17 protein-coding genes are annotated in these 21,161 nt (G+C 73.8%); 9 read left to right on the top strand and 8 right to left on the bottom strand.

Going from position 1 to position 21,161, the window contains the following annotated elements:
• Nucleotides 1-124 precede the first annotated feature (124 nt).
• Nucleotides 125-1,561: a DUF2252 domain-containing protein gene (locus tag AB852_RS36910; protein ID WP_073795879.1), complete on the top strand. Its 1,437-nt coding sequence runs from the start codon at nt 125-127 to the stop codon at nt 1,559-1,561.
• Between the two features lie 115 nt (nt 1,562-1,676).
• Here AB852_RS36910 and AB852_RS36905 read toward each other — a convergent pair whose 3' ends face one another.
• On the bottom strand, nt 1,677-3,032 hold the full coding sequence (locus AB852_RS36905) for a dipeptidase (protein WP_073795876.1): 1,356 nt from the start codon (nt 3,030-3,032) through the stop codon (nt 1,677-1,679).
• A gap of 176 nt (nt 3,033-3,208) precedes the next feature.
• Between AB852_RS36905 and AB852_RS36900 the strand changes: the two genes are divergently transcribed.
• The gene (locus AB852_RS36900; protein ID WP_073795874.1) at nt 3,209-4,411 is read left to right on the top strand and encodes a geranylgeranyl reductase family protein; all 1,203 of its coding nucleotides are present in this window, start codon (nt 3,209-3,211) and stop codon (nt 4,409-4,411) included.
• An 81-nt stretch (nt 4,412-4,492) separates the two neighbouring features.
• On the opposite strand, the gene AB852_RS36895 is transcribed toward AB852_RS36900, so the two are convergent.
• Complete coding sequence (locus tag AB852_RS36895) at nt 4,493-5,716, bottom strand: MFS transporter (RefSeq protein ID WP_079185203.1); 1,224 nt, start codon at nt 5,714-5,716, stop codon at nt 4,493-4,495.
• 295 nt (nt 5,717-6,011) lie between these two features.
• On the bottom strand, nt 6,012-6,791 hold the full coding sequence (locus AB852_RS36890) for a DeoR/GlpR family DNA-binding transcription regulator (protein WP_073795872.1): 780 nt from the start codon (nt 6,789-6,791) through the stop codon (nt 6,012-6,014).
• A 143-nt stretch (nt 6,792-6,934) separates the two neighbouring features.
• Here AB852_RS36890 and AB852_RS36885 point away from each other — a divergent pair, with 143 nt between their 5' ends.
• The 4 genes from AB852_RS36885 (at nt 6,935) to AB852_RS36870 (ending at nt 10,939) form a co-directional block, all read left to right on the top strand.
• Nucleotides 6,935-7,819, top strand: coding sequence for an SIS domain-containing protein (locus tag AB852_RS36885; protein WP_073795870.1), 885 nt, complete (start codon nt 6,935-6,937; stop codon nt 7,817-7,819).
• Nucleotides 7,820-7,926: 107 nt separating this feature from the next.
• Nucleotides 7,927-8,796, top strand: coding sequence for a class II fructose-bisphosphate aldolase (locus AB852_RS36880; protein ID WP_073795869.1), 870 nt, complete (start codon nt 7,927-7,929; stop codon nt 8,794-8,796).
• Between the two features lie 138 nt (nt 8,797-8,934).
• Nucleotides 8,935-9,483: a response regulator gene (locus AB852_RS36875; RefSeq protein ID WP_073795866.1), complete on the top strand. Its 549-nt coding sequence runs from the start codon at nt 8,935-8,937 to the stop codon at nt 9,481-9,483.
• 217 nt (nt 9,484-9,700) lie between these two features.
• Complete coding sequence (locus AB852_RS36870; protein ID WP_073795864.1) at nt 9,701-10,939, top strand: ROK family transcriptional regulator; 1,239 nt, start codon at nt 9,701-9,703, stop codon at nt 10,937-10,939.
• A 522-nt stretch (nt 10,940-11,461) separates the two neighbouring features.
• Here AB852_RS36870 and ilvY read toward each other — a convergent pair.
• The gene (ilvY, locus tag AB852_RS36865; RefSeq protein WP_073795862.1) at nt 11,462-12,310 is read right to left on the bottom strand and encodes an HTH-type transcriptional activator IlvY; all 849 of its coding nucleotides are present in this window, start codon (nt 12,308-12,310) and stop codon (nt 11,462-11,464) included.
• Between the two features lie 87 nt (nt 12,311-12,397).
• Here ilvY and AB852_RS36860 point away from each other — a divergent pair, with 87 nt between their 5' ends.
• Complete coding sequence (locus AB852_RS36860; RefSeq protein WP_073795859.1) at nt 12,398-13,897, top strand: ketol-acid reductoisomerase; 1,500 nt, start codon at nt 12,398-12,400, stop codon at nt 13,895-13,897.
• Nucleotides 13,898-13,929: 32 nt separating this feature from the next.
• On the opposite strand, the gene AB852_RS36855 is transcribed toward AB852_RS36860, so the two are convergent.
• Nucleotides 13,930-14,493 (bottom strand): ATP-binding protein, encoded by a 564-nt coding sequence (locus AB852_RS36855; protein ID WP_073795857.1) that lies wholly within the window; start codon nt 14,491-14,493, stop codon nt 13,930-13,932.
• Between the two features lie 294 nt (nt 14,494-14,787).
• The gene (locus AB852_RS36850) at nt 14,788-15,129 is read right to left on the bottom strand and encodes a hypothetical protein (protein ID WP_073795854.1); all 342 of its coding nucleotides are present in this window, start codon (nt 15,127-15,129) and stop codon (nt 14,788-14,790) included.
• A gap of 347 nt (nt 15,130-15,476) precedes the next feature.
• Here AB852_RS36850 and cds1 point away from each other — a divergent pair, with 347 nt between their 5' ends.
• The gene (cds1, locus tag AB852_RS36845) at nt 15,477-16,595 is read left to right on the top strand and encodes an L-cysteine desulfhydrase Cds1 (protein WP_073795964.1); all 1,119 of its coding nucleotides are present in this window, start codon (nt 15,477-15,479) and stop codon (nt 16,593-16,595) included.
• 139 nt (nt 16,596-16,734) lie between these two features.
• Here cds1 and AB852_RS36840 read toward each other — a convergent pair whose 3' ends face one another.
• On the bottom strand, nt 16,735-17,214 hold the full coding sequence (locus AB852_RS36840) for an SRPBCC family protein (protein WP_073795852.1): 480 nt from the start codon (nt 17,212-17,214) through the stop codon (nt 16,735-16,737).
• A gap of 67 nt (nt 17,215-17,281) precedes the next feature.
• On the bottom strand, nt 17,282-18,127 hold the full coding sequence (locus tag AB852_RS36835; protein WP_073795850.1) for a DeoR/GlpR family DNA-binding transcription regulator: 846 nt from the start codon (nt 18,125-18,127) through the stop codon (nt 17,282-17,284).
• 283 nt (nt 18,128-18,410) lie between these two features.
• Between AB852_RS36835 and AB852_RS36830 the strand changes: the two genes are divergently transcribed.
• Nucleotides 18,411-21,137, top strand: a complete 2,727-nt coding sequence (locus tag AB852_RS36830; RefSeq protein WP_107499462.1) for a hypothetical protein — start codon at nt 18,411-18,413, stop codon at nt 21,135-21,137.
• Nucleotides 21,138-21,161: the final 24 nt, after the last annotated feature.

Below are 21,161 nucleotides of genomic sequence, written 5' to 3'. Positions count from 1 at the left end.
ACCGGACAGGCCCCGGAAGCACGGCAGCGGGCGCGGCCGGGGCGCGGGGCGGATACTGGGGTGGTGCGGCCCGGTAGGGCGGTCTGCCCCGGGTGCGCTCCGTGCGACCTGGAGGTGCGGCGCCATGGCGCGAGGCAGCGGGAAGCCCGGCGGACGGGTGATGGTGGGCGGCGCCCGCCATCTGACCCCCCGGGAACGCGCGGAGCGCGGAAAGGCGGCCCGCAAACGGACCCCGAGGTCCGCGCACGCCGGGTTCGAACCGGCGCCGGGGCGGCCCGACCCGGTCGCCGTCGTCGAGGAGCAGTCGGCCGCCCGGGTCCAGGAGCTGATCCCCATCCGCTACGGACGGATGACGGAGACCCCGTTCCGCTTCTACCGGGGAGCCGCGGCCGTGATGGCCCAGGACCTGGCCACCACCCCGGACTCCGGGCTCACCGTCCAGCTCTGCGGTGACGCCCATATGCTCAACTTCCGGCTGCTCGGCTCCCCCGAACGGCGCCTGGTCTTCGACATCAACGACTTCGACGAGACCCTGCGGGGCCCCTGGGAATGGGACCTCCAGCGACTCGCGGCGAGCCTGGTCATCGCCGCACGGGAGAACGGCTGGCCCCGGTCGGTGCGCGCCCGGATCGTCCAGGACACCGTACGGTCCTACCGCGAACGCATGCGGGCCTACGCGGGGATGGGCAACCTCGACGTCTGGTACGACCACGGCGACATGGAACGGGTGCGGCTACTGGCCGACGAACGGCTCGGCGCCCGGGGCCGCGGCCGGCTGACCAAGGCCCTCGGCAAGGCACGGACCCGCGACAGCCTCCAGGCGTTCGAGAAGCTCACCGCGGTCCACGACGGGCGACGCCGCTTCACCCCCGACCCGCCGCTGATCGTGCCGGTCGACGACCTGCTGAGCGGCGCCGAACTGGACCGGCTGGTGAAGGGGCTGCGCCAGCTCGTGGAGCGGTACGTACGCAGCCTGGCCATGGAACGCCGGCATCTGCTGCGCCAGTACCGGGTCGTGGACATCGCCCGCAAGGTCGTCGGGGTCGGCAGCGTCGGCACCCGCTGCTGGATCCTGCTTCTCCTCGGCAAGGACGACCAGGACCCGCTGATCCTCCAGGCCAAGGAGGCCGACCGGTCGGTCCTCGCCGAGCATCTCGGCGAGAGCCCCTACGACAACCAGGGCAAACGCGTGGTCGCCGGACAGCGGCTGATGCAGGCGGTCGGGGACGTGTTCCTCGGCTGGGACCGGGTGACCGATGTCGATGTCCCACAACGCGACTTCTACGTACGCCAGTTGCACGACTGGAAGGGCATCGTGGAGCCGCAGGACATGGTGCCCAAGGGGATGCGGGTGTTCGGCGAGCTGTGCGGGGCGACCCTGGCGCGCGCCCACGCCCGGTCCGGCGACCGGATCGCCATCGCCGCCTATCTGGGCGGCGGCGATGTCCTCGACCGCGCGCTGGCCGTGTTCGCGGAGGACTACGCCGACCAGAACGAACGCGACCACCGGGCCCTGGTCACCGCCGTCCGCAAGGGCCGGGTGACGGCCGCGGGCGCCTGACCGCCACCGGCCGCAAGCACCGGATCAGCACCGGTCACGGGCCCTGACCACCACCCGCCCCCGGGCCCCTGACGGTCACCCGCCCGGGCATGCGACCGTTGCCCACCCGTCCCGGTCAGCTCCCCGCGTAGGCGCGCAGGAACAGGGCCTCCGTCAGGGACAGCCGCTCCAACTCCTGCGGCGACACGCTCTCGTTCGCCGCGTGGATACGGGCCTCCGGCTCGCTCAGCCCGATCAGCAGGATCTCCGCCGCGGGATACAGCGCGGCCAGCGTGCCGCACAGCGGGATCGACCCGCCCTGACCCGCGTACTGCATCCGCTCACCGGGGTACGCGGTGCTCATCGCCCCGGCCATCGCCGTGTACGCGGGACTCGTCGTGTCGGCGCGGAACGGCTGGCCCTCACCCGTCTGCTCGACGCGTACCCGGGCACCCCACGGGGTCCGGGAGGTGAGGTGGGCGGTGAGGAGCTTCGTCGCCTCGGCCGCGTCCACGCCCGGCGGCACCCGCAGACTGACCAGGGCCCGCGCACGGGACTGCACCGAAGGCGGGGCGCCCACCACCGGCGGGCAGTCGATGCCCAGCACCGTGACGGCGGGCCGCGCCCAGATCCGGTCCGCGACCGTGCCCGACCCGATCAGCTCCACCCCGTCCAGCACATGCGCGTCCGCGCGGAACGCCTCCGGGTCGTACTGGAGCCCGTCCCACACCCCGTCACCGGACAGCCCGTCCACGGTGGTCGAACCGTCCTCGGCGCGCAGCGAGTCGAGGACACGGATCAGCGCGGCCAGCGCGTCCGGCGCGGCGCCGCCGAACTGCCCGGAGTGCAGATTGCCCTCCAGGGTCTCCATCTCGACCCGCACCATCGTCATCCCGCGCAGGGTCGTCGTCACCGTCGGCAGGCCCACCCGGAAGTTGCCCGCGTCACCGATCACGATGGTGTCGGCGCGCAGCAGTTCGGGGTGCTGCTCCGCGTACCGTTCCAGGCCGCCGGTGCCCTGTTCCTCGGAGCCCTCCACGATGACCTTGACGTGGACCGGGACGCCGCCGTGGGCCTTCAGCGCGCGCAGCGCCACCAGATGCATCACCAGACCGCCCTTGCAGTCGGCGGATCCGCGTCCGTACCAGCGGCCTTCCCGCTCGGTCAGCTCGAACGGCGGGCTGTCCCAGGCGGCCTCGTCCAGCGGCGGCTGTACGTCGTAGTGCGCGTACAGCAGTACGGTCGGCGCGCCCTCGGGGCCGGGCAGGTAGCCGTACACCGACTGGGTGCCGTCGGGTGTGTCGAGCGTGGCGACGTCCTGGAAGCCCTCGGCGCGCAGCGCGCCCACGATCCAGTCCGCCGCGGCCTCGCTCTCGCTCCTGGGGAACTGCGCGAAGTCCGCCACCGACCGGAAGGCGACCAGCTCGGCCAGCTCGGTACGGGCCCTCGGCATCAGCGACGCGACGGTCTCGGCGAGAGGATTCGGCGACATGGGCACGCTCCTGACGGGTGCGACGTTGTACACGGTGATGTGTCGGTGCCTTCGCGGGTGCCGGGGTGTGCACGGCGCGGACGCTGGTGATCCTCCCACAGCGGGAAGCGGCGGCCACCGCCGTAGGATGCCTGATGGAAGCGCGGCAAGCTGTGGGATCGGAGCGGTAGACCAACGTGAGCAGCGAGAACTCTTCGGACGAGGCCCGTCATGTGTGGGACGTCGTCGTGGTCGGGGCGGGACCGGGGGGAGCCTCCGCCGCCTACGCGGCGGCCGTGGCGGGGCGCAGCGTCCTGTTGCTGGAGAAGGCCGATCTGCCGCGTTACAAGACATGCGGCGGTGGCATCATCGGTCCCTCCCGTGAGGCGCTGCCGCCCGGATTCGAGTTGCCGCTCCAGGACCGGGTGCACGCGGTGACGTTCACCCTCGACGGCAGGTTCGCCCGGACCCGCAGGTCCAAGCAGACCCTGTTCGGGCTGGTCAACCGCCCCGAGTTCGACCAGCGGCTGGTGGAGCACGCGCAGAAGGCGGGCGCCGAACTGCGCACGGGGGCCACGGTCACACGGGTGGAGCAGCACGGCCCGGCCGTCCCCGACCGGCGCACGGTGGCCGTCGTCCTCCAGGGCGGCGAGACGCTGCTGGCGCGGGCCGTGGTCGGCGCCGACGGCAGCGCGAGCCGGATAGGGGCGCATGTGGGGGTGAAGCTCGGCCAGGTCGATCTGGGTCTTGAGGCCGAGATCCCCGTTCCGCCGACGGTCGCGGAGGACTGGAAGGGCCGGGTCCTCATCGACTGGGGCCCGCTGCCCGGCAGTTACGGCTGGGTGTTCCCCAAGGGCGACACCCTGACGGTCGGGGTGATCTCCGCGCGCGGCGAGGGCGCCGCGACCAAGCGGTACCTGGAGGACTTCATCGCCCGGCTGGGGCTGGCCGGTTTCGAGCCGGGCATCTCCTCGGGGCATCTGACCCGCTGCCGCGCCGACGACTCCCCGCTGTCCCGGGGCCGGGTGCTGGTCTGCGGTGACGCGGCCGGGCTGCTGGAGCCGTGGACGCGGGAGGGTATCTCCTTCGCGCTGCGGTCGGGGCGGCTCGCGGGGGAGTGGGCGGTGCGTATCGCGGAGTCGCACGACGCCGTCGACGCCCGCCGCCAGGCCCTCAACTACGCCTTCGCGGTGAAGGCGGGGCTGGGGGTGGAGATGAGCGTCGGCAAGCGGATGATGGCGGTCTTCGAGCGCAGGCCCGGAATGCTGCACGCCGCGCTGACGGGCTTCCGTCCCGCGTGGAAGGCGTTCACCCGGATCACCCGGGGCACCACCACGCTCGGCGAGGTCGTCCGTACCCATCCGGTGGCGGGCCGGCTGCTCTCGTCCATCAACCGCTGACGGTTCCGCTCTCGCGACCGCCCTGCCCCGGGTGCCGCGTACGGGTCCCGCCCGCCCTTGGACACCCGGGGCCGCGGTGTCTCAGCCGTGGGCCGGGGCGGTCCGGGTGTCGCGGATCGCCCAGGCGATCACCGAGGCCACCGCGGCGAGGAGTGCCACGCTGGTCAGGGCGGTGGGCAGGGAGTACCAGTCGGCCATGAAGCCGATCGCGGGCGGAGCCAGCAGCAGGCCGCCGTAGCCCAGGGTGGAGGCGGCGGCTATGCCGTTCGGTCCGGCGAGGGCTCCGGCGCGTTCCACGGCCACCGGGAAGATATTGGCGAGCCCGAGGCCGGTGACGGCGAAGCCGGCCAGCGCCAGCCACAGCGTCGGGGCGAGTGCGGCGACGAGCATGCCGACCGCGGCGGTCGCGCCACCGGCGACCAGGGTGCGGGTGCGGCCCAGCCGCTCCAGCAGGGTCGTCCCCGAGAACCGGCCGATCGTCATGGTCAGGGCGAAACACGAGTAACCCGCCGCCGCGACACCGGGATGGGCGGCCAGGGTCTCCTCCAGATGCAGCGCGCCCCAGTCGGCGAGCGCGCCCTCGCCGTACGCCGTGCACAGCGCGATCACACCGAACACCAAGACCAGCCGCCGGGTACGGGGCTCCATCCGGTGCGCCGCCTTCCGCGCGGGCGCGTCGGCCGGGGTGGCGGGGCCCGCCGGTACGGGATCGGGGATGCCGTGGCGCAGCAGGGGGCGGGCGGCGACGGCGGTCACCACGAGTCCGATGACGGCGAGTCCGAGCAGGTGCCGGGTGGGCGACAGCTGCCCCGCGACCAGTCCGCCGAGTCCGGCGCCGAGCATCCCGCCCAGGCTGTACGCGGCGTGGAAGGCGGGCATGACGGGACGCCGGATCGCGTTGACCACGTTCACCGCCGCGCTGTTGAGGGCCACGCTCATCGAGCCGTAGGCGGCGCCGAACAGCAGCAGCACCAGGCCCAGGGACAGGGCCGACCGGGTCAGCGGGGGCAGGATCACGCTCAGGGACATCAGCGCGGCGCAGGCGATGGAGACCCGGAGGCTGCCGAAGCGGCGGCACAGCCGGCCGGTGAGCATCATGGTGATCACCGCCCCGGCCGACACACCCAGCAGGGCGAGGCCCAGGGTGCTGGCCGTGGTGCCGGTCTGCTCCTTGATCGCGGGGATACGGACGATCCAGCCCGCGAAGATGAATCCGTCGAGGGCGAAAAAGACGGTGAGGGGGCCGCGAGGGTAGGCGGACGTGCTGGTCGTCCCGGGGGTCGCGAGTTTGTTTATTATCGGCACAAAGTGAGGGTAGGGGCCGTGCCGGGGTGCGGGCAAGGGGGTTCGCGGTGGTCTGCGCGGTGACGGGCGGGGTGCCCTTCGCCGTCCCTTGGGAGTGGATTGCGAGGTGCGGTGAGGGGGTCGACCCGGCCCGGATGTCTTCCCGTCGATGCCGGATGCCCGGTGCTCGGTGCCCGACGGTGTCCAGGCGACCCACTGCCCGGTGACGGCCCGCTGCCCGGTGGCGGCCCGGCATCCCGGCGCCCGATGACGTTCCGGTGCCCGGTGATGTCCCGTCGTACCCGGGGCCGTCCGGTCAGACGGTCATGACCCTGATGCCCGCGTCCTCGAAGCGTGCCAGTGCCGCCGGGTCGGCGGCCGTGTCCGTGACCAGGGTGTGGACGCCCTCGGCGGGGCGGATGCGGGCGAAGGCGCGGCGGCCCAGCTTGCTGGAGTCCGCGGCCACGACGATCCGCTCGGCGCGCTCGCACAGCAGCCGGTTCGTGGCGGCCTCGGCCTCGTCATGGGCGGCGGCGCCGTGGACGGCGTCGAACGCGACGACACCGAGGACGGCCACGTCGAGGGTGATCTGCGCGAGGACCGTGTCGGCCAGCGGGCCGGTCAGCTCGTACGACTGGGGGCGGGCGACACCGCCGGTCAGCACGATCTTGAACTGGGGGCGGATCGCCAGCTCGTTGGCGATGTTGAGCGCGTTGGTGACCACCGTCAGGGCGGGGGTGCCGGACGCCAGGTCGGTGCGTACGGCGAGGGCCCGCGCCACCTCGGTCGTCGTCGTCCCGCCCGTCAGCCCGACGGCCTCGCCCGGTGCGACGAGAGCGGCCACGGCGGCGGCGATCCGCTGCTTCTCCGAGGCGTGCCGCGCGGACTTGTAGCGCAGCGGGAGTTCGTACGAGACGCCGTGCACCACCGCGCCGCCCCGGGTGCGCACCAGCATCTGCTGTTCGGCCAGTTGGTCGAAATCGCGACGGATCGTCGCCGATGAAACCCCGAGGGTGGAAGCGGCCTCTTCCACATCGAGGCGTCCGCGTTCCACCAGCAGTTCCAGCAGCGACTTCCACCGGGCGTCGCGGGACATCGGCGTGCTCCCTTCCAGATCTTCCGTGACCCTAGCGCAGCTTCCTGAGACCCGAGAATGCTTGAAGATGCTCGAAAGTCCACTGTATCTTGCAGAAAAACGCATCACCTGACGCGTGTGACAGTGGGGAGAGGGAAACCGGCATGAGTCATGTCGAGAACGAACTGAACAGCCAGCCCGAGTGCTGGACCCGCGCCGCCGCGCTGGCCGCCGACCATCGCGCGGCCCTGCCCGCGCCCGGCGAACGCGTGGCCGTCGTGGGCTGCGGCACCTCGCTGTTCATGGCGCAGTCCGCCGCGGCCCTGCGCGAGGACGCGGGCCAGGGCGAGACCGACGCCTTCGCCGCCTCCGAGTTCCCCGGCCACCGCGCCTACGACCGGGTGGTCGCCCTCACCCGCTCCGGCACCACCACCGAGGTACTGGAGCTGCTGGCGTCCCTGCGCGGCCGGGTCCGGACCACCGCGGTCACCGCCGACCCCGCCACCCCGGTGATGGACCTCGCGGACGATGTCGTGGTCCTCGACTTCGCCGACGAGAAGTCCGTCGTGCAGACCCGCTTCGCCACCACCGCCCTCACCCTGCTGCGCGCCCATGTGGGACGCCACACCGAGGACGCGGTCACCGACGCCCGCACCGCGCTCGCCGACCCGCTGCCCGAAGGGCTCGTCGACCGCACCCAGTTCACGTTCCTCGGCCGCGGCTGGACCGTCGGCCTCGCGAACGAGGCCGGACTCAAGATGCGTGAGGCGGCCCTCGCCTGGACCGAGGCGTACCCGGCGATGGAGTACCGCCACGGCCCCATCAGCATCAGCACCACCTCCACCGTCACCTGGATGTTCGGCGAGGCGCCCGACGGGCTCGCCGAACAGGTCCGCGCGACCGGCGGACGCTGGATCGCCGGGGGCCTCGACCCGCTCGCCGAACTCGTCCGTGCCCAGCGCCTCGCCGTCGCCGTCGCCGCCGCCCGCGGCCTCGACCCCGACAGCCCCCGCCACCTCACCCGCTCGGTGATCCTCGACTCGCCCTGACCACCCGCGCTCCCCGCTCCGGGCGCCGCACCCCTCCCGCGGCGCCCGGAGCGGGGTACCCCCGGCCGCCCGTCCGGGGACAGGAACCACAGAGGAAGGAGGGGCCCGTGCCCCTCGCAGCAACCGGAGACCTCGTCGCGCAGGCCGCGGCCGCCCGCGGTGCCGTCGCCGCGTTCAACATCATCACGCTGGAGCACGTCGAGGCGGTCATCACCGGCGCCGAGGCCGTGGGCGCCCCCGTCGTCCTCCAGATCAGCGAGAACGCCGTCAAGTTCCGATACGGACGGCTGCTCCCGCTCGCCCGCGCCGCCGTCGCCGCAGCCGAACGCGCCGAGATCCCCGTCGCCCTCCATCTGGACCATGTCCAGAGCGACGACCTGCTGCGGCAGGCCCCCGACGCCGGATTCAGCTCGGTGATGTACGACGCGGCCCGGCTGCCGTACGCCGAGAACCTCGCCACCACCCGCGCCGCCGCCGAGTGGGGCCACCAGCAGGGCCTGTGGATCGAGGCCGAACTCGGCGAGGTCGGCGGCAAGAACGGACAGCCGCCGCTCGACGCCCACGCGCCCGGCGCCCGTACCGACCCGGACCAGGCACGGGAGTTCGTCGCCGCCACCGGGGTCGACGCGCTCGCCGTCGCCGTCGGCAGCTCGCACGCCATGACCACCCGCACCGCCGCCCTCGACCACACCCTGCTCACGGACCTGTCGGCCGCACTCACCGTCCCGCTCGTGCTGCACGGCTCGTCCGGCGTGCCCGACGGCGAACTGCGCCGGGCCGTCGCCGGAGGGATCGCCAAGGTCAACGTCGGCACGGCGCTCAACGCCGCGATGACTCGTGCCATCCGGGGGTTCCTCGCGGCGAACCCCGAGGCCGTCGACTCCCGCAAGTACCTCAGCGTCGGACGCGAGGCCATGGCGGCCACCGTCCAGGACCTGATCACCGTGCTGCGCTCCGCGTCCCCGGCCGCCGCCTGACCCGGACGCCGCGGCCCCCCGGAGCCGGTGCACCGCACCGGCTCCTTCCGGCCGGGATCGTGGCGGATCTGACACGCTCTGTATCCCCGCAGTCGCTCCAGGCATATGCTGAGTGGCCCCAAGCGAGGGGAATGCGGCATGCCGTCGGACGCCAAGATCCTCATCGTCGCCGACCATGAGGACACGCTCTACGCGCTGGAGAGCGCGCTGTCCCCGCTCACGCACGAGGTCGTCTGCGCCACGAGCGGTGACGCGGCACTGAAGGAAGTCCTGCGCGGGAACATCGGTCTGCTGCTGCTCGACGTACGGGTCCCGGACGTCGGCGGCCTGGAGGTCGTGCGCTATATGCGGCGGGTCGAACAGACCCAGTACATACCCATCGTCCTGCTCACCGGCTTCGGACCGGACGCGGCCCTCTCCTCGGCCGCGCTCCGGCTCGGGGTCGCGGACCTGATCCCCAAGCCCGTCGATCCCTGGGCCCTGCGCACCAAGGTGAGTTATCTGTTCCGCACCCATCAGCGGCTGCGGGCGATGGAATACGAACTGCGCGAGCTGCGGACCAGACCCCCGTCCCGGACCCTGTCCGGCCGGGGACGGGCCGTCGGCCGCACCCGCGGGGTCGACCCGCGGAGCCCGGTCCCGCTGGAGCTGCCGCTCCAGCCCGACTCGGCACCGCAGGGCGGCTGACCCCGCCCCCCGACCACCTCTCCCCGTACCCGCGCCCCGGCCCCCGCGCCGCGACCGGGTACGGGGACCGTCCGCACCACAGCCACCACTGGCACCACAGCCGCCACAGCCGCCGCGTCGTCGGGTACCGGACAGCGGTGCCGCCGCCATGGGCCGACGCCCCGTCCCGGGGCCCGGCCGGACCGCGCGGTGCGCCGATCATGGGAGACTCGCCCTCATGAACGGCAAGGCGGCACCGAGGACGGTGGGGGACGGGTCCACGCGTACCCGGCTGGAACGCGGACGCGGCGCGCTGGGGCCCGCGTTGGCACTGGTGCACACGGGACGGGCACCCACCCGGGCCGTCCTCACCGCGGAACTGGGCGTCACCCGGGCCACCGCCGGGGCGGTCGCCGCCGAGCTGGAGGCCCTCGGACTCATCCGGGTCGACTCCCACCCCAGCGCCGCCACCGGTTCCCAGGGCCGCCCCTCGCACCGGCTGCACCTCGCCGAGGACGGCCCCGTCGTGCTCGCCGGACAGATCCACGCCGACGGACTGCGGGTCGCACTCGTCGGCCTCGGCGGCCGGATCGTCGCCACCGCGTCCCGGCGCGCGGCCGTCGACGCCGACCCGGCCGGTGCCCTCGGGACCGTCGTCGCCGCCGGCGCGGAACTCCTGGCCGCCACCCCGCGCCGCTGTGTGGGCGCGGGACTCGCCGTCCCGTCCGCCATGACCGAACCCGAGGGCGCCGCCCTCAACCCGCTGCATCTGGCCTGGCCACCGGGCTCCCCGGTCCGCGAGGTGTTCGCCGACCAGGTGCGCGCCGCCGGGATCACGGGCCCCGCGCGCGCGGGCAACGACGTCAACCTCACCGCCCTCGCCGAGCACCGGCACGGCGCGGGCCGGGGCGCCCGCGACCTGCTGTGCGTGGCCACCGGACACACGGGTGTCGGCGGCGCGCTCGTGCTGGACGGGAAGCTGCACACCGGGAGTTCCGGGCTCGCCCTGGAGGTCGGTCATCTCCCGGTCCGCCCGGAAGGCGGGCACCGGTGCTATTGCGGCGGCCGGGGCTGCCTGGACGTCGAGACCGACCCCCACGCCTTCCTCACCGCGGCGGGCCGCGACCCGGGCCCCGGGACGTCCGTCCTCCAGCAGGCCCGGGACCTCATCCGCGACGCGTACGACGAGCCCGCGATCCGGATCGCCACCGAACTGCTCATCGACCGGCTCGGGCTGGGGCTCGCCCAGCTGGTCAACATCCTCAACCCGGACCGGATCATCCTCGGCGGGCTCCACAAGGCGCTCCTCGAAGCGGACCCCGAACGGCTGCGGGCCGTGGTCGCGGACCGTAGTCTGTGGGGCCGCAGCGGGGGTGTGCCGATCCTGCCGTGCGTCCTGGACCACAACAGCCTTGTCGGCGCGGCCGAGCTGGCGTGGCAGCCGGTCCTGGACGACCCGCTGCGCATCGCCCCCTGACCGTCCGCCTTCCCGCACGCCCCGAGGTCCGCCCGTCCGTGGATGCGCGGTTCCCCGCGCCCCTGGGTACGCGGTCTGACCGCACCTGTTCTCTGCGGGTCGCTCGTGGGTGCGCAGTTCCTCGCGCCCCTGGGTACTCGCAGCTGGGCCCACTTGTTCCTGTGCGGGTTCGACGGGGGTGCGCAGTTCCCCGCGCCCCTTTGGGGCGTCGACTCCTGCCGGTTCCCCGGGTGCGGGTGCTCCCGGCCGCAGCCGACGAGATACCCCAGGCGGCACCCTCCAGGGGCGCGGGGAACGGCGCACCCCACGAGCGACCCGCACGCGAACAAGTCCGGTCCGCACCGCGTACCCAGGGGCGCGAGGAACCGCGCACCCACGAACGACCCGTACAGAAACAGGTGCGGTCCGCACCGCGTACCCAGGTGCGCGGGGAACCGCGCACCCCACGAGCCACCCGCACGGGACAAGCGTTCGTGGGAACCCGGGGCGCGAGGTACCGGCGACCCGGCCCGCGGCACCGCGTCACGCCGTGAGACTCCACAACGCCGCGACCAGCGGCCTGCGCAGATCGGGCCGCCGCACGCACAGCCCGATCGTCAGCGGATCGGGCCCCCGCTCCACCGCCACGACCGCCAACCGCTCCCGCACCGCGCTGTGATCGAGCACCAACCGCGGCACCACCCCCGTACCGCAGCCCAGCGCGACCAGGGTCAGCAACGCCTCATGGCCGTCCGGTTCGGCGCCGATCACCGGGGCACGCCCGTGCGCACGCAGCCAGCGCTGCGCGGCCTCCCGCACCAGCCCCCGGCGCGGCAGCACGAACGGACCCCGCACCCCCGGGTCCGGCCGCTCCCGCGCGGTCACGAACACCAGGTCGGTGACCGCCACGGTCCGGGTGACCAGCGCGTCCGGGACCCGGTGCGGCACACCGGCCACCGCGACCTCGACCTCCCCCTCGTCCAGCCGGGCCAGCGCGGTCGCCGCGTCCCCGGTCCGCAGATCGAGACGGACGCGCGGATGCGCCGCCAGGAAGGGGGCGAGGAGCGAGGGCAGCAGCGTCTGGCAGGCCGTCACCGTCGCGAACACCCCGAGCGTGCCGCTCAGCTCCACCGGGTCCTGATACCCCGCCCGGTACGTGTGCCACAGCTCCAGCGCCCGCGTCGCGTACTCCCGGAAGCGATGGCCCTCCGTCGTCAAAGACACCCCGCGCGGACCCCGGTCGAACAGCCGGTGCCCCACCCGGGACTCCAGCCGCTGGACGGTCCGGGTCAGGGTCGCCGCACTGACATGGCACTCCAGACTCGTCCGCCCGAAGTTCAGCGTCCCCGCCAGATGCAGGAAGACCCGCAGCTCCTCGTACTGATCCGACACGTCCCACCTGCGTCTTTCATCTCACGCAACGCCCCGCTGCGGAAGTTGCGCTTGCCGCAACGGTGCGCCGGAGCCTACAACCACCCCATGACATCGAGGAACCAGAACCTTCCGGAACCGGCCGTCGGCAACACCTTCTCCTCCGCCGTCTTCCCGCTGGAGACCATGGACGTGCCAGGCGGCACCGAGACCGTCCTGCGCGGCGGACGCCATCTCTTCCCGCTGCTGCCGACGGCCTTCGCCGGGGTCCGCAGCATCGGCGTGATCGGCTGGGGGCCGCAGGGCCGCGCGCAGGCCCGCAATCTGCGGGACTCCCTCGCGGGCACCGGCATCCGCGTCACCGTCGGTCTGCGCCCCGGCTCGGCGTCCGCCGCCGACGCCCGCGCCCACGGCTTCACCGAGGCCGACGGCACCCTCGGCGACTGGCTCGACGTGACCGCGGCGAGCGACCTCGTCATCCTGCTCATCGCGGACGCCGCGCTCGCCGCCCACCACGAGCGGGTCTTCGCCGCGCTGAAGCCCGGCGCCACCATCGGACTCTCGCACGGCTTCCTGCTCGGACATCTGCGCTCCCTCGGCGGTGGCTTCCCCGGGCACGCCGTCATCGCGGTGTGCCCCAAGGGCATGGGCGACTCGGTGCGCCGCCTCTACGAACAGGGCGCCGAGGTCAACGGCGCCGGGATCAACAGCAGCTTCGCCGTCCACGCCGACCCCGACGGGCACGCCGTCGACCGCGCGCTGGCCTGGTCCGTCGCGCTCGGCTCCCCGTACACCTTCCGCACCACCCTCGGCAGCGAGTACCTGTCCGACATCGTCGGCGAGCGCGCGATCCTCCTCGGCGCGGTCCACGGTCTGGTCGAGACCCTGTACCAGCACCACCGGATCGCGGGCGCCGACCCGGTGACCGCGTACGAGCGTTCCTGCGAGAGCATCACCGGACCGCTGGCCCGCATCATCTCCCGTGACGGTCTGCGGGCCGTCCGCGACGGACTCGACCCCGCCGGACGGGACGCCTTCGACCGCGCGTACACCGCCGCCTACCGCCCGGCGCGCGATCTCGTCGCGGAGATCTACGACGAGGTCGCCGACGGCACCGAACTGCGCAGTGTGATCCTCGCGGAGGCCCGGCTCACCGCCCGTCCCATGACCCGGATCGGCGGTTCCCCGATGTGGGCGGCCGGAGCCGAGGTGCGGGCCCGCCGGGCCGGCCGGGGCACGGCCGTGGACCCCGTCACCGCCGGGATGTTCGTCGCGACGATGACCGCGCAGATCGACGAGTTCGCCGAACGCGGCCACCCCTGGTCGGAGATCGTCAACGAGTCCGTCATCGAGGCCGTGGACTCCCTGCTGCCGTACATGCACGCCCGCGACATCGCCCATATGGTCGACAACTGCTCCCGGACCGCGCGGCTCGGCGCCCGCCGCTGGGGCCCCCGCTTCCAGGCGGCGTACCAGCAGATCGCGCTCCCGGCGGCGGACGCTCCCGCGGACCCCGCGCTCGTCGCCGCCTTCACCGCGCACCCGGTGCACGAGGCGCTGAGCGCGGCGGCGAAGCTGCGGCCGTCGGTCGACATCGCGGTGGGCTGACCGCCACGGGTGACCGCGCGGGGCCCGGCCCGTCAGCCGACGACCGCGGGGCCCACCGGGACCTGGCCGGGCCGGGGCCCGTCCGCCGCCGGACCGACGGGCACGAGCCCGGGGACGGCGGCGACGGCCACCAGGACGTCCAGCCCGGTCGTCGTCGATCCGTAGACGGCGTGTCCGGTCACGGCCACCACGGGCGACGGGGCAGCGGCCGGAAGGGTGAACCACACCACCTTGCCGGAGTCCCCGAACGGCCGGGCCCCCCAGCTCTCGCTGACGGCGGCCACCATCGCGAGGCCCCGGCCACAGGTGGCGAGGGCGTCGGCGACATTGAGGTCGGGCAACCGGGGATCACGGTCGCGCACCGACACCGTCAGCCGGCCGAGCAGCAGCTCGATGTCGACGGTGCAGGTCTTGTCGGGCTGGGCGTGCCGGTGGACGTTCGTCAGCAGTTCGGTCACCCCGAGCGCCGCGTGGTCTATGAGGCCGTCCACATGCCAGTAGCGCAGTTGCGCGGAGATGATTCTGCGGATCTGTCCGATCCGCGACGGCAGGGCTTGCAGCTCCACCGTGCAGTGCCTGCTTGGCTCGCTGGTCACGGCTACGACTCCCCGAATTGAGGTCCGGAAGAGGACGCGGTTACCGAAGTCAGCAGGTCGGCCCCACCGAGCCGCCGCCTGCTGCGTGTCCGGCGAGCTGGTTCGCAGCGTGATCGCCGGTAAACCCAGAGTAAAGTGAGACCAGAGTGACTCACGGGTCACCACCCCGCAACTCGCGCCCCGCATCCGGTGCCCCGTCCGTCCGCAGCGCTCCCCCCTCGGGGCCCGTTCGGAGCCGTCCGCTCGGACCCGGACGCTTCCGTCCCCTGCGGCCGTTCCTCGCAGCCGCCCGGCTCAGCCGTTCCGTTCGCCCCGGCCTGGGCGCTCGCCCGCGCGGCGTACCGCCTCCACGAAGCGACGGGCCGCCGAGAGACCCGGGGCGCCCGGCGGGGTCTCGCCGGGGTCAAGGGTGAGGTTGTAACGCGTGCCGTTGACGTCCGCGTGCGCGCGGCCGTCCGGCGCGAACCATGATGTGCCCGCGCGGACCGAGCCCACCGGCGCGCTGTCGATCTCGCTGCCGTAGCTGGTGAGCAACTCCAGCCTGCCGTCCGCGATACGGATCTGACCGGCCCGGGTCAGCGAACGCAGCCGTCTGCCGATCCGCACCCCGCTGGCCGCGAACTCCGGTTCCCCCATCGTCCGCCCCTCCTTCGTCGCCTCGAACCCACGCCCGGCCGCCGCCGGGACGGGCCCTTCGGCCCCCGTACGGTCAGGGTGGCAGTGTGCCCCGGTGCGGCGGCGGGCGCCAGAGCGCCGTCCGCCCGGTCCCCCCGTTCCCCTTTGAGCTGCCCAAAGCAGTGTTTATGCAGGTGAGGTGAGGTGCGGTGGCGCCTATGATCGAAGGCATACGGCCCGATCGACCGGTGCGTCCGGATGGTGCCCCGGCACCGCGGTGACGCCGAGGAGACGCGATGAGCACCCCCCGAGCGGCACATCAGCCCGACCCGTCAGGCGCCCGTGGTCCGGTCGGCGGCGGTGAACCGATGCCCACCCTCGACACCGACCGCACCGATCCCGGCTACCGCGACTGGCTCAAGGAAGCCGTACGGAAGGTGCAGGCCGACGCCAACCGGTCCGCCGACACCCATCTGCTCCGTTTCCCGCTCCCCGAGGCATGGGGCATCGACCTCTACCTCAAGGACGAGTCGACGCACCCCACCGGCAGCCTCAAGCACCGGCTCGCCCGCTCGTTGTTCCTCTACGGCCTGTGCAACGGCTGGATTCGTCCGGACCGCCCGGTCATCGAGGCGTCCAGCGGCTCGACGGCCGTCTCGGAGGCGTACTTCGCCAAGCTGATCGGCGTCCCGTTCATCGCGGTGATGCCCCGTACGACGAGCGCCGAGAAGGGCCGACTGATCGAGTTCCACGGCGGCCGGTGCCACTTCGTGGACGACCCCCGCACGATGTACGAGGAGTCCGCGGCCCTCGCCGCCGCGACGGGCGGCCACTACATGGACCAGTTCACCTACGCCGAGCGGGCCACCGACTGGCGCGGCAACAACAACATCGCTGAGTCCATCTACCGTCAGCTGGAGCTGGAGCGCTATCCGGAACCGGCGTGGATCGTCGCCACGGCCGGTACCGGCGGCACCTCGGCGACCCTCGCCCGGTACGTCCACTACATGCAGTACGACACCCTGATCTGTGTCGCCGACCCCGAGAACTCCTGTTTCTACGAAGGCTGGACGACCGGTGACCCCGATGTCACCACCGACCGGAGTTCCCGTATCGAGGGCATCGGCCGCCCCCGGATGGAACCCAGCTTCGTACCGGGCGCCGTCGACCGGATGATGAAGGTGCCCGACGCGGCGTCGGTCGCCACGGTCCGCGCCCTGGAGGACGCCATAGGCCGCCGGGCGGGTGGCTCCACCGGGACCGGGCTGTGGAGCGCGCTGAAGATCGTCTCCGAGATGGTCGCGGCGGGCCGTACCGGCAGTGTCGTGACCCTGCTGTGCGACCCCGGCGACCGCTACCTCGACAAGTACTACTCCGACGACTGGCTGGCCGCCCAGAACCTCGACATCACCCCGTACCGGACGGCACTCGACACGTTGTTCCGCACGGGGGAGTGGGTGGGCCAGGACTCCGTCCCGCCTGCCTGAGCCCCCCTCGGGCTGCCTGAGTCCCCGGGCTGCCTGAGGCCCTCCGGATGCCGACCCCGGATATCGCTCCGTGGGCGTCGTCCCCCGGTCGCCGTCACCGGTCGCCGTCGCCGGGTGCCGGTCACGCCCCCGCGCCCGGTCAGCTCTCCGTCGGCTCCAGCCGCTCCGCCAGCGACTCCATCGCTTCACGGAACGAGCTGCCGAGCCCCGAACGGGCCCGCCGTAACGCGAACCGGAACACCGCCGTGCCGTCCGCCGCGAAGGTCCACTGCACCCGGGTACCGTCCGGGGTCGGCGTCAGCAGCCACTCCTCCAACAGCCCCCGCGCGCCAGGGACGTTGGTGCGGTCGACCCGGTAGGCGTACTGCGCGGGCGCGTCCACCGCGATCACCGTCTCCTCGAACCGGCCCCCGCCCCGCAGCCGCACCACCCGCCGCTTGCCGCCGTCCGCCGACCGGGCCTCGGTCACGGCCCCGAACCACAGCGGCCAGTCCTCCACCTGTCTCGCGAGAGCCTGGAACACCGCGTCCGGAGCGGCCGGGATCTCCCGGGCGAACACCAGCCGCACCGGGGCGGTACTGGCGAAGTCGAGCCCCACCGGGCTCAGACTGTGTGTCATACGAGGCCCCCCTCACAGAGTCCGGCGCCGGAACACGGCGCCCGCTTCAGCGATGAGCAGGGTCACCCTAATGGGCCGCCTCGCGGATGTCTGCACCGCCCTCGGCGTCCTCGCCCGCCACTATCAGCCGCCGCAGCCGCTCGGTCACCTCAGCCCGCGCGTCGGCGGGCAGCCCGGTGTCCGTGACGAGAGTGTCCACCTGGTCCAGTGAGGCGAAGGAACTCAGGCCCACCGTGCCCCACTTGGTGTGGTCCGCGACCACGACCACCCGCCGTGCGGAACGCACCAGCCGGCGGTTCGTCTCCGCCTCCGCGAGGTTCGGGGTCGAGAGCCCCGCCTCGGCCGATATCCCGTGCACCCCGAGGAACAGCACATCGAAGTGGAGCGCCGCGATCGCCTGGTCGGCCACCGGGCCCACCAGGGAGTCCGACGGCGTACGCACCCCGCCGGTGAGCACCACCGTGGACGAACCGGTACGACCAGCGCCGCGCTGCGCCACATGGAACACGTCCGCCACCCGCACGGAGTTGGTCACCACCGTCAGCTCCGGGACGGCGAGGAGGCGCTGGGCGAGCGCGTACGTGGTGGTGCCGCCCGACATCGCGATCGCCGTGCCTGGTACGACCAGCGCCGCCGCGGCCCGCGCGATGTCCTCCTTGGCGGTCAGCTCCAGCGCGGACTTCGCCTCGAACCCCGGCTCGTGCGTACTCGCCTCGACCACCGGGACCGCGCCGCCGTGCACCTTCTCCAGCACGCCCTGCCGGGCGAGGGCGTCCAGATCGCGGCGCACCGTCATGTCCGACACCCCGAGCTTGCGCGTGAGTTCGTTGACCCGGACACCACCGCGGCGGCGCACCTCGTCCACGATCAGGGCGCGGCGCTGCTCCGCGAGGAGGTTCTGGTTCTCACTCACGTCCGTCACGCCCCTGCCCGTCGGACGCGGCCGACCACGTCGCCCGGCTCCCCGCGCCGTGCTCCCCTCGCGCCACGCGTCGTCTCCTCTCCCGGGGGGACCCGAGATCCCCGAGGACCCCCCATCCTCGCACGAGGCACTGACACGCCCGACGGCACGGGGGCGCGCCGGACACCCACAAGCTCACCTCATTCGGGGAGATTCCGTCATGACCGGTGCACCCGCTCCCGGTACGCGCGATTCTGGCTGCCTCACACGATTTACCCGCCTCGGGGGAAGCGTCATGCAGCCTGCGGAACGCGCGTCCTCACCACCCACGGCACCACTCGCGGCACCTCGTCCGGCGCCGGGCGCGGCCCTGGAACTCCTGGTCCACGGGGTCGGCGGGGCCACGGCCACGGGCATGCTCGACGACCCGCACACGGTCCGGGTCACCGGCGACGGCATCGCGGCCGTCCACCGCCGCTTCGTCGACCTCGACGCCGAACTGCGCTCGTGCGCGCCGGACGGCCGGCCGGTCCCGGAGGCGTACGTCTGGTCCAATCTGACCTCCGGCAGCGGCAGCCGCGCCCTGTGGCTCCTGCTGCTGCCGTTCATGGTCGTCAACCTCGCCCACTGGATGCGGCCGCCGTCCCACGGGCGCGACCGGACGGCCAGCGGGTACGGGCTGCTGGTGCGACTCGTCGCGCTGAGCCTCACGGTGCTGCTCGTCGCCGCCGTCTGCCAGGTCGCGCTCGACCTGGTCGCCTGGCAGTGCGCGGGCACACGCGCGTGTGCCACGCGGTACTCCTGGCTCCGCTTCCTGTCGCCCGACCTCGACCCGGGCGGCTGGTGGTCCGGGCCCGGCCGCCGGCTCGCGCTCGCCGCGCTGGTCCCGGCCGCCGTCACCGGCCTGCTCTGGTACCTGTCGCACCGCACCTGGAGCGTCTACGAGTCCGCGGAACCCCCACCCCCGGGCCCACCCCTCACCGACCCGCCGGACGACGGCACCTCACCGCCCGACGGCACCCGGCCGCACGACGGCACCCCGCACGCGACCGCTTCCGCCGACGGACCCGCCTCCGCCCCGCGTGCCGCGTCTGCCGCCCGCGTTCCCGGCCCGGCGCACGGCGCGAACCGATCCACCGACCGCCGCCCGGACCACGGCACCGACCCCGCCGACCACCCCACCGAACCCACGGACCGCGCGGACCCCACCGAGCGCCCCACCGCCCGCGCCGAACACCACCCGGATCACCCCACCGACCACGCGCACCCCGCCCCCGGGGCACCCGACGCCGGCACCACCCCCCTGGCCCGGCCCGGGTTCTGGTACGGGCGGCGGCTGGTGGCCCGGCTCCGGGCCGCGCACACGGCCGCCGCGTTCCTCACCGTCGCCGCCGCCGTCGCCACCCCCGTCGGCCGTTTCGACCTCCGCTCCGGAGGCCCGTCCTGGCTCGGCGCGGCCGGGCTCCTGCTGCTCGTCGTGATCGTGGCCGGGGCGGCCGTCGCCGTCGCCGTGATCTGCCGCCGGGGCCGCAGCGAACGCCACCTCGACCGGCACCCGGACGGTCCCCTCGTACGGTTCCTGCCGTCGGCGGCCCTCGCCGTGCTCGTCCTCGCCGCCGGATACGCCCTGTGGCCCCGGCCCGGCTGGCGGTCCGGTGGAAGGCTTCCCGGGGACACGGCCTTCGGCGCCCTGATGCTGCTCCAGGGCGTCCTCGTCCTCGCGCTCGCCGTGACCGCCCGTCTGCTGTACCGCGCGGGACCCGCGCCGCGCACCGCGCTGCGAGGCTTCGGCGGCCCCGCCGTCGCGGTGCTGGCCTGCGCCCTCGGCGGGGTGATGACCGGTGGTGTCGCCCAGCGGGTCGCGGACTGGCTCGACGGCTCCGGCACCCCCGGCGGGGCGGGTCCCCTGCCCGGCCCGCCGGTCCTGCTCACCTGGCAGGCGTCGGTGATCCCCCCGCTGCTGCTGGTCATAGCCCTGGTCCTGGTACGGCTGTCCGTCGCCACGCTGCGCCGGGCCCGCGCCGAGGCCCCCCGGGTACCCGCGGACTACCCGGACGAGCACCCGGCCGACCCCGGCGACCCGTACGCCCCGCCCGCCGGGGACACCGCACGGGCCCGCCGGATCGCCCTGACCCGTGCGGGGGCCGCGCTCACCGACCGGGCCCCGGTGGCCGTCGGGGCGCTGGCCGTGACGACGCTGCTGTTCGGCGCGTTCGCCCTCGCCGGGGCCTGGGGGACCGGTGAGGTGCCCGGGGACGCGGCCCAGGGCACCCCCGATCTCGTGGCGGGCGCCGCCGACACGGCCCAGGCCGCCGGATCGTGGCTCATAGGAGCCGGGTTCCTGCTGCTCGTCGCCTGGGGCCGACGTGCCTACCGGGACCCACGGGCCCGCCGTACGATCGGCATCCTCTGGGACGTCGGCACCTTCTGGCCCCGCGCGGCGCACCCCTTCGCACCGCCCTGCTACGCGGAACGCGCCGTGCCCGACCTCACCTGGCGGGTCGACACCTGGACCCGCTCCACCCGGGGCCGGCTCGTGATCTCCGGACACTCCCAGGGCAGTGTCCTCGCCGCCGCGGCGGCCTGGCAGCTCGCCCCCGACGTCCGGGCCCGGGTCGCCCTGCTCACCTACGGCTCGCCCCTGGAGCGGTTGTACGGGCGCTGGTTCCCGTCCTGCTTCGGCCCGGCCGCGCTGGACGCGCTGCACCGCGAGGTGGACTGCTGGCGCAATCTGTACCGGGACACCGACCCCATCGGCGGTCCGGTCCGGCTGACCGGCTCCTGCGGACCCGCCGTCGACCGCCCCGCGCTGCGCGACCCGCTGGCCTTCGGCCGTACTCCCGAGCACCCGCTGCCCGCACCCGTCCTCGGGCACTCCGACTACCAGGCCGACCCGGCGTTCGAGGAGGAACGCGCACGGCTGCTGCGCCGCCTCCGGCCGGGCGCGCTGCCCTTGCCCCGGCCCGCCGAGCGGCCGTACGAGCCGCGGGAGGCGCCGGAGCCGCCCGTCGGAGCCGGATGACCGGACGGCCGGGACCATACGGTC

The organism is Streptomyces uncialis (assembly GCF_001905345.1).
In the GTDB taxonomy this organism is placed as follows: Bacteria; Actinomycetota; Actinomycetes; order Streptomycetales; family Streptomycetaceae; genus Streptomyces; species Streptomyces uncialis.
Note: the sequence above shows the minus strand (reverse complement) of the source record. Positions and strands in the feature narration are given on the sequence as shown.

Excerpts from the sequence above, each read along its gene's own strand:
- AB852_RS36890 (WP_073795872.1), bottom strand. The coding sequence starts at position 6,791 with ATGTCCCGCGACGCCCGGTGGAAGTCGCTGCTGGAACTGCTGGTGGAA.
- AB852_RS36830 (WP_107499462.1), top strand. The coding sequence starts at position 18,411 with ATGCAGCCTGCGGAACGCGCGTCCTCACCACCCACGGCACCACTCGCG.
- AB852_RS36850 (WP_073795854.1), bottom strand. The coding sequence starts at position 15,129 with ATGGGGGAACCGGAGTTCGCGGCCAGCGGGGTGCGGATCGGCAGACGG.
- AB852_RS36875 (WP_073795866.1), top strand. The coding sequence starts at position 8,935 with ATGCCGTCGGACGCCAAGATCCTCATCGTCGCCGACCATGAGGACACG.
- AB852_RS36840 (WP_073795852.1), bottom strand. The coding sequence starts at position 17,214 with ATGACACACAGTCTGAGCCCGGTGGGGCTCGACTTCGCCAGTACCGCC.
- AB852_RS36885 (WP_073795870.1), top strand. The coding sequence starts at position 6,935 with ATGAGTCATGTCGAGAACGAACTGAACAGCCAGCCCGAGTGCTGGACC.
- cds1 (WP_073795964.1), top strand. The coding sequence starts at position 15,477 with ATGCCCACCCTCGACACCGACCGCACCGATCCCGGCTACCGCGACTGG.
- AB852_RS36870 (WP_073795864.1), top strand. The coding sequence starts at position 9,701 with ATGAACGGCAAGGCGGCACCGAGGACGGTGGGGGACGGGTCCACGCGT.
- AB852_RS36860 (WP_073795859.1), top strand. The coding sequence starts at position 12,398 with ATGACATCGAGGAACCAGAACCTTCCGGAACCGGCCGTCGGCAACACC.
- AB852_RS36905 (WP_073795876.1), bottom strand. The coding sequence starts at position 3,032 with ATGTCGCCGAATCCTCTCGCCGAGACCGTCGCGTCGCTGATGCCGAGG.
- AB852_RS36910 (WP_073795879.1), top strand. The coding sequence starts at position 125 with ATGGCGCGAGGCAGCGGGAAGCCCGGCGGACGGGTGATGGTGGGCGGC.